Origin of the sequence: Flavobacterium turcicum (assembly GCF_011365745.1) — a bacterium.
GTDB classification, from domain to species: domain Bacteria; phylum Bacteroidota; class Bacteroidia; order Flavobacteriales; family Flavobacteriaceae; genus Flavobacterium; species Flavobacterium turcicum.
Genome location: NZ_JAAOBY010000016.1, coordinates 1 through 5,820, shown reverse-complemented (window position 1 = coordinate 5,820; position 5,820 = coordinate 1). Strand labels below are relative to the sequence as shown.

The following is a 5,820-nucleotide window of genomic DNA, read 5'->3' as shown; positions in this document are numbered from 1 at the left end:
AAAGATAAAATTTCTTGCGAGAAATAAACGTGTATTTACTACAAAATTCGCAATCTTGCCAAACGCCTGTTAGTGGCAGTACTTGTTTTTTTTTAAGTTTCACTTTCACTTTCACTTTCATTTTCACTTTTTCTTCATTTTCATCCCAATATAAATTCTCACCGTTCTTTTTGAACCATTTTTTCCATTTTCTCAAATCTTTTTTTGATGTTACTTTTGATAATTCATAACTATCAAAATCTACATAATATTCTATTCCGCTAATTTCTTTTAAAAATTCGGCAGAAGACTTTAATTCGACAATTTTGGTTTCCTTTCCGTTTAGATAATTTTCAACAATTAGTAAATTATTCTCAAAGATTTTTATTGCTTTGTTTTGGCTATTTGCAAATTGACAAACACTCAAAAATAATAAGCATAAAAAGATGATATTTTTCATTCTAATGTGATTTCAAAATTTACGATTTTTTGTGAGTATTGACACTAACGTTCCGGCGCTTGGCGAGGTTGCGAACTTCGGAACCGATTATTTTCTATCAAAGATAAAATTTCTTGCGAGAAATAAACTTGAATTTACTACAAAATTCGCAATCTTGCCAAACGCCTGTTGTGCGTTCGTTTTTTATTTTTCGTTCTCGTTATAAAATTCTAATTCATATTCAGACGCAAGACATTCAAAAGTTTCATCCTTAAAAAAGAAAATAAAATGTTTTGTATAAAAATTATTACTATCAATTTTCACAATCGGATTCGGCATATTTCGGTCTAATCCGCTTTTGATTTCATAAAATTGTCCCCAAGGTAATTTGTTTGGATTTGTTCTATATTGACCATAATAATAACCTTCGTCATTACAAGTATTTAGAGAATATTCCGCACAGTTTTTGAATAAAATTTTCGCTTTGTCTCCTTCTTTAAAATTTTCGAATACATAATGGTTTAAATAAATATCCATTATTAAATTTTCTCCGTCCAAACTTAACTCAATTTCAGGTGAAACTGGATCGGCATTCCAATCAGTTGTCAATTGGATATAATCGATTTTTTGAGATTGAATTTTCTCAACAGTTTTTGAATTTATTTTTTCTCCAAATATTTTATCTATCCAATTCAATTTCATTTATTTTTCGTTTCGTTCGTCCAAAATGACGCACAACGTTCCGGCGCTTGGCGAGGTTGCGAACTTCGGAACCGATTATTTTCTGTTAAAGATAAAATTTCTTGCGAGAAATAAACGTGAATTTACTACAAAATTCGCAATCTTGCCAAACGCCTGTTAGTGGTAGTGCTTATTTGAAATTTACTGTTACAATTTTTTCTTCGGGTTCTTTAAATGATTTAACAAAGTTAATTTTAATTTGTTCTTTTCTATTTTTGTCTATTGAAGCACTAAACACTTCGAGATTTCCAGAGCCATTCTTTTCAAAAGATTTTCCATTCTGATTTATGAAAAAGTATGATAATAACGTATTTATTTCGGGAAGTTTTTCTTTCAGGTTAAAGCACATCCGATATTTGCCAGTTGGTTTATATTCTTCAAAGAATAGAAAAGAATGCTCAAGTTTTGTCTGTTGCTCAATCCAGCATTCATTGAATTGAATTTTCAAGCCATATTTTTCAATCTCATTAGGCGAAAATTTTAGTTCTCTTACAAAAGCTCCCTTTGATTTCGATTCGGTAATGGATTTCGAAACCCAATTTTTCGAATAGTATTCCATTATCGAATTTTCCAAATTCAAATAAGTAAGGTAAATGCTAGTCAATACAACGCCAACAATTGATAGTATGATAATTTTCTTTTTTGACAGTCTGAATTTAGTCATATTTCTTCAATTTTCCAGTTGTTTCTGGGGCATTACCACTAACGTCTTGGCACTACAGCGGGTTTGGGACTAAATTAAGCCTATTCTTCGGATTTGCCAAATCATCCCAAATACAAAACCATCTTTCCATTAAGCCCAATGCCCAAATCCGTTGTAGTGGCTGTTAGCAGTAGTCGCTTTTAATCAGAACCAATAAATTTCGTTATTCCACTTTTTACATCAACTTCAGCCCAAGAATGTTTTCCAAAAGTAACATTAAGAACTTTTCCATTAAGTTTAATATAACGGATTTTTGCTTCTCCAACTTTCGGCTTTCCGCAAACTTTAACAACGTTTGTTTTCCATTTTAGTTTTCCACTTTCATAAGCAGACAAAGTTTGGTTGTCGTTTTCCAAAAAATAGACAATAGATTTATCTTCAATTCCTCTATAATTTGAGATTGCTAAATTCAACTCAGTTTCTTTTGTTATTTTCTTTTCATCATACAATTTCTGTTGAGCAAAACTTGTAGATAATATCAAAAATTGAAAGATAAAATACAAATATGGTTTCTTCATAAGTTTCTGAATTCTCCGATTTTTTTTGCGATTACTGCTAACGTTCCGGCGCTTGGCGAGGTTGCGAGCTTCGGAACCGATTATTTTCTATCAAAGATAAAATTTCTTGCGAGAAATAAACGTGAATTTACTACAAAATTCGCAATCTTGCCAAACGCCTGTTAGCGGCTGGTTTTGTTTAAATTTCAATATTCGTCAATTTCATCATCCGTAATCCATTCTTTCATTTCAAGCAAAACTTGATTTCGCATAAATTCAAAAAAATCTGAATATTCATTTTCAATTATATCCCAATCAGATGTGTTTTGTTGAAATGATGGATGAAAGACAATTACATTTTCGCAAACTTTTCCATTTTTAATTTCAAATCCAGCAAATGTGTCCATGTCTTGTCTATTTCCAAAAGTCAACACTTCTCGATTTGAATTATTCTCTATTTTAAATCTTTCACTCCCAATTGAGTTTGAATTTAATACTTCATCAAAATGCCAAGGAATAAATTTTGTCAATTTTAACTTTACAAACCAATTATAAGAATTAGGAATTTCCATCTCCAGAATTGTTTAAATTTTCAACATTCATTTTGGTTCCAAATAGCTCGCTCCATTTTATTATATTTTCAAATTCTCTTGTAATTACAAACGAAAAATTTTTTATACTGCTTGAGCTTATTATATTTTCTACTTCTCTAATTTGAATTTTATTCTCAGCATTAATTACTAACAAGTCATTCTCTTCTAATTTTCCATTAATCAGTTCACACACCAATAGAATACCATTTCCGCCAATATTCGGAAATCCATTTTGAATTTTTATGATAGTTTCATTTTTGCTCATTTTTGGTAAACTTGCCGCTAACGTTCTGCGGCTTGAAGCTGTTGTGGCGGATTAAACACCATTCAAAACCGATTATTATTAATTTTTTATTCCCGCCAAAATCTATTCCAAATAAACCTAATTGCCACAATAGCTACAAACCGCTGTTGTGTGAGGTTATTTCTTCTTTGGTTTGTTTTTCTGTGTGGTTTTTTTGGCAAGTGAATCTTCTTCTATGATTTCATTATCTTTAAAACCTTTAAATAATTCAGGTATAAATTTAGATACAATATTTATTTCAGAAGTGGGTATAGTCATTCCAATAACATCTTCTAATTTGTTAGTTTTATTTTTTTTGAAGTAGTCATCTAATGTATCTGTATAATCAGTAGTTATTTTAAAAACTTGAGTTTCTTTGTCCCTATAACCACTCATACTTGGTATAATAGTTATATGAGAATTTTTTAAAGGTTCAGAAACATTAGATAAATAACCAACATACACTTTGTTTGATTTTGTAGTTATCATCAAAAGATTATTTTCGTTACCAACTGAATCCCAAAACAACTTTTCATAGTCATCGCCCCATTTTTGGATATTCCAATATAAAGCTAAATTTTTAGGGAATATTCGATTAACAATTTTTGCTAAAGGGTAAGAAAGTAGAAAAATATAAAAAGAAACTGTTAATCCTTCGTGTTGTATGGGAACTAGAAACTTGAAAAATTTTCTAAAACATATAAAACATTCAAGTTTTAAAAGTTCATTTAAGTATAAACCTATTATAGAAAGTAATACCCCTGATATTACGGAATTAAATATCAGCCTTTGTCTGTCAAGTCTTTGGTGGTAAAATTTTGTAAAGTAAGATGTTATAAGAAAAATATAACCGCCTATCAATGGAAGAAGTAGTAAGTCAAATTTGACCATTAGCCTTTGACTTTATATTCCTTTACAATCTTTTTTAAAGCGTCTATTTGTTTTCTGGTTTTTTCTTTATCTGAAAAAATATCTTCTGACTTAATATAAAAACCTCCGTTAGAAGTGACTTTAATTTTTGGGTTTGGTTTTAACTTAAAAATATTCATATCAAAAGGATTTAGTTCATCAAATATACAACAAATTTTATTCCAAACAGATTTTTCTTCTGTACTCATTTATTTCGTGTTTTTAGCACGTTGGTTTCTGTATAATCTCACACAACGTTCTGCTACTAGGCGTAGTAGCGGGGTTAAAATTCACTATTTTTCTGTTATTACTTTTTTCGGCAAGTACAAAACCGTTTTAAAATTCAGCCTTTTGCCGCTATTTCGCTTAGTAGCTGTTGTAGGTAGTTGAAATTTTTGTGTTTGTTTTCGGAAAATAATTGTTAATGTCAAAAATATTTTCTATTTTCGCATTTCGTATAATTTAAAATAATTGCGTATGGTAATAATAGAAAACCAATTAATCCCATTATTATGGAAAAAATTGAGAAGCCTGAGTGGCAAAAACCTGAGAACTACAACCTTGTTATTGAAACCGCTTGGAAGTTAGTGTCTCTTTATTTTATGTTAAGAGGATAGGTTAGTCTATCAACTCTAAATGAAAGTCATTTAGTTTTAATTTTTAACCTCGAAAGTCGAATTGTGCTACCAACACTTTTCGGCTTTCTTTTTTCTGTCTTTTTAGTGTCATTAATTGCAATGCAATAATTAACTCTAGAAAACAACACTGCAAATATACAACTAAAATGCATATATGCAAAAACTTTTACTATTTAACGCTTTTTTAACATTTAAAACAAACACAAAATTTCAAATAACTTATGATACAAACTGAAAACATTAGCAAAGAACACTATATTAAGTTAACATGCCCTCAATATTTCATAAAACTACCATTCAATAAAAATGAAACAATAAATGAAACTAAAGTAACTTGTGTATTTATGGGCAACTCTGTAGTTGGTCATTTAGAGTGTGTAGGTATAGAATATTTTGATAAAATTGATAATGAAACACTTTTAAGTAAAACGTTTGGTAAATGCTCTCCAATTTATGTTTCTGTCTTTAAAGGTACACCTTTTAATATAGACGAAGAACGTAAAAGGTTAATTGTTTAATGCGTTTCTGTAAAAGTCTTCGTCTTTAATTCTTTCTGCTGTACTTTCAACGCCTAATATTTTTATTTGTGCAGATTTAGCACTTTCTAAAAGAAATTCACAAAACTGTTCTACTTCGCTGTAAGTTCTGGTTTCAAACTTCTGAAGTAGGTCAAAGGCAACATTTCTAAAAAATTCAGCTTTTGAGTTTGATAAGTTTCTTCCGTTGTTAATCCTTAAATAGTTTATAATCTCTTTAGTTTCTACTGTCATTTCTGTTTTCGTGTTTTTCAACGGTATAGGATTTTCTTATCAATTACCTACAACGTCCCGCCGCCTCATGCCGTTGCGAACTTCGGAACCGATTAGTTTCGGCTAAGATAAATAAACTTGCGAAACGTAAGCGTCAATTTAGGAGAGAATTCGCAATGGCTTGAGACGGCTGTTACCGGCTGGCTTTTCCTATTCGGTAAACTTCCAGTTTAAATTCCACAACGCTTTCAAATTCATTATTCCACACTCTAAATTCCATTTTGCCATA

The 5,820-nt window shown here is 30.2% G+C and carries 10 protein-coding genes; 1 reads left to right on the top strand and 9 read right to left on the bottom strand.

Annotated features, from left to right (window positions below; all coding sequences use genetic code 11):
* The 8 genes from G9Q29_RS14745 to G9Q29_RS14710 all read right to left on the bottom strand — a co-directional run.
* On the bottom strand, window positions 1-439 hold a 439-nt coding region (locus G9Q29_RS14745), incomplete at its 3' end, for a hypothetical protein (protein WP_166139212.1).
* 183 nt (window positions 440-622) lie between these two features.
* Window positions 623-1,120 carry a hypothetical protein gene (locus G9Q29_RS14740; RefSeq protein WP_166139209.1) on the bottom strand — a complete coding sequence of 166 codons (498 nt, stop codon included), beginning with the start codon at window positions 1,118-1,120 and terminating at the stop codon, window positions 623-625.
* Between the two features lie 169 nt (window positions 1,121-1,289).
* Window positions 1,290-1,823, bottom strand: a complete 534-nt coding sequence (locus G9Q29_RS14735; RefSeq protein WP_166139206.1) for a hypothetical protein — start codon at window positions 1,821-1,823, stop codon at window positions 1,290-1,292.
* 179 nt (window positions 1,824-2,002) lie between these two features.
* Complete coding sequence (locus G9Q29_RS14730) at window positions 2,003-2,380, bottom strand: hypothetical protein (protein WP_166139204.1); 378 nt, start codon at window positions 2,378-2,380, stop codon at window positions 2,003-2,005.
* Between the two features lie 185 nt (window positions 2,381-2,565).
* The gene (locus G9Q29_RS14725) at window positions 2,566-2,931 is read right to left on the bottom strand and encodes a hypothetical protein (RefSeq protein WP_166139201.1); all 366 of its coding nucleotides are present in this window, start codon (window positions 2,929-2,931) and stop codon (window positions 2,566-2,568) included.
* The gene (locus G9Q29_RS14720; protein WP_166139198.1) at window positions 2,918-3,217 is read right to left on the bottom strand and encodes a hypothetical protein; all 300 of its coding nucleotides are present in this window, start codon (window positions 3,215-3,217) and stop codon (window positions 2,918-2,920) included. The genes G9Q29_RS14725 and G9Q29_RS14720 overlap by 14 nt, the downstream gene beginning before the upstream one ends.
* A 156-nt stretch (window positions 3,218-3,373) precedes the next feature.
* Window positions 3,374-4,126 (bottom strand): hypothetical protein, encoded by a 753-nt coding sequence (locus tag G9Q29_RS14715; protein ID WP_166139195.1) that lies wholly within the window; start codon window positions 4,124-4,126, stop codon window positions 3,374-3,376.
* Window positions 4,126-4,353 (bottom strand): hypothetical protein, encoded by a 228-nt coding sequence (locus G9Q29_RS14710; RefSeq protein WP_166139192.1) that lies wholly within the window; start codon window positions 4,351-4,353, stop codon window positions 4,126-4,128. The genes G9Q29_RS14715 and G9Q29_RS14710 overlap by 1 nt, the downstream gene beginning before the upstream one ends.
* 650 nt (window positions 4,354-5,003) lie before the next feature.
* Here G9Q29_RS14710 and G9Q29_RS14705 point away from each other — a divergent pair.
* Window positions 5,004-5,300, top strand: coding sequence for a hypothetical protein (locus G9Q29_RS14705; RefSeq protein ID WP_166139189.1), 297 nt, complete (start codon window positions 5,004-5,006; stop codon window positions 5,298-5,300).
* On the opposite strand, the gene G9Q29_RS14700 is transcribed toward G9Q29_RS14705, so the two are convergent.
* Entirely contained in the window at window positions 5,289-5,552 is a 264-nt protein-coding gene (locus G9Q29_RS14700; RefSeq protein ID WP_166139187.1) for a hypothetical protein, read from the bottom strand. The two genes, G9Q29_RS14705 and G9Q29_RS14700, sit on opposite strands and share 12 nt — an antisense overlap.
* Between the last annotated feature and the right edge of the window lie 268 nt (window positions 5,553-5,820).